The organism is Vreelandella zhuhanensis, assembly GCF_009793355.1.
Lineage (GTDB): Bacteria > Pseudomonadota > Gammaproteobacteria > Pseudomonadales > Halomonadaceae > Vreelandella > Vreelandella zhuhanensis.
Map to the genome: position 1 here is coordinate 1 of NZ_WTKP01000020.1, position 1,167 is coordinate 1,167.

Sequence of the window (1,167 nt, forward strand, 5' to 3'; positions counted from 1 at the left end):
ATCCCTTGCCGAACTCAGTCGTGAAACCGTTCCGCGCCGATGGTAGTGTGGGGTCTCCCCATGCGAGAGTAGGTCATCGTCAGGCACCTATTCGAAAAAATCCCCCGAGGCTACCCGCCCCGGGGGATTTTTTTTGCCTTGTATTCAAGAAAACGGGAAAAATACCCCGCGATGTAAGCGTAAGCGGCGGGGGAGTGACCATTGATGCGCATTTAGCGGTGGAACTGTTTTTCGCGTTCAGGCTGCCAGAAAATCGCATCAATGCGTAATCGAGCTTCACCGTTATTGGGCAGGGGCCAATCGATAATATCTCCGACTTTAAGTCCGATAAGGCCTGCGCCGATAGGGGCCATGACTGAAATTGCATCTTTTACATTATTCATGGAATGAGGATAGACCAGCGTCCTGATCATTTGTCGACCGCGTATAAGGTCTGTGAATTGCAGTTGACTATTCATGCTGACGACATTTTCGGGAATATCTTTTGGATCAACTACTTCTCCTCGTGCGAGCTCAATTTCAAGTAGCTCGGCTACTGCCAAATCTTTTTCAGAGGCTTCATCGATCAAGCGCTGTAAGCGTTCGGCATCGAGTCGATTAATAAGAATAGGCGGACGATATCCCATGCTGTTCTCCTTGGAATATTAAGTTCAAGCTCTTAAAATTAATAAATGCTAGATAAGTGACTTTTTCCATACCAATAAAAACAGTCCTCCCCTAATAGTAGGGAGGACTGTTGCTCTTTGAGTGTACGCCAATAAGGGATAGAAGGCGATTAAGTGACGCCTTGCTCAATCATGGCATCCGCTACTCTTCGGAATCCGGCAATATTAGCGCCAAGCACTAAGTTGGAGGGCTTGCCAAATTCTTTAGCGGTTTCCGCGCATTGCTGATGGATATTGGTCATGATCGCCTTCAGCTTTTCATCCACTTTTTCAAGTGGCCATTGTTCCATACTGCTATTTTGGGCCATCTCCAGCTGGCTGGTCGCAACACCCCCGGCATTTGCGGCTTTTCCAGGGCCATAGGCAACTCTAGCGTCAAGAAAGCGATCCACGGCATTCGCAGTAGAAGGCATATTGGCGCCTTCGCTAAGTGCCTGGCCTAAAGTTTTCGAGTAATATCCATGTCAGGATTTTTGACACGGACGGAACCATGAAAAAACGC

General features: G+C 48.0%; 1 protein-coding gene, 1 rRNA gene and 1 pseudogene. 1 reads left to right on the top strand and 2 read right to left on the bottom strand.

Annotated features, from left to right (window positions below):
* Positions 1-85 (top strand): 5S ribosomal RNA (gene rrf, locus GPM19_RS15760); the annotation flags it as partial.
* 127 nt (positions 86-212) lie between these two features.
* On the opposite strand, the gene rnk is transcribed toward rrf, so the two are convergent.
* Positions 213-626: a nucleoside diphosphate kinase regulator gene (gene rnk / locus GPM19_RS15155; RefSeq protein WP_160419848.1), complete on the bottom strand. Its 414-nt coding sequence runs from the start codon at positions 624-626 to the stop codon at positions 213-215.
* Between the two features lie 149 nt (positions 627-775).
* Positions 776-1,096 (bottom strand): annotated as a pseudogene (locus tag GPM19_RS15160) (NADP-specific glutamate dehydrogenase); the annotation flags it as partial.
* Between the last annotated feature and the right edge of the window lie 71 nt (positions 1,097-1,167).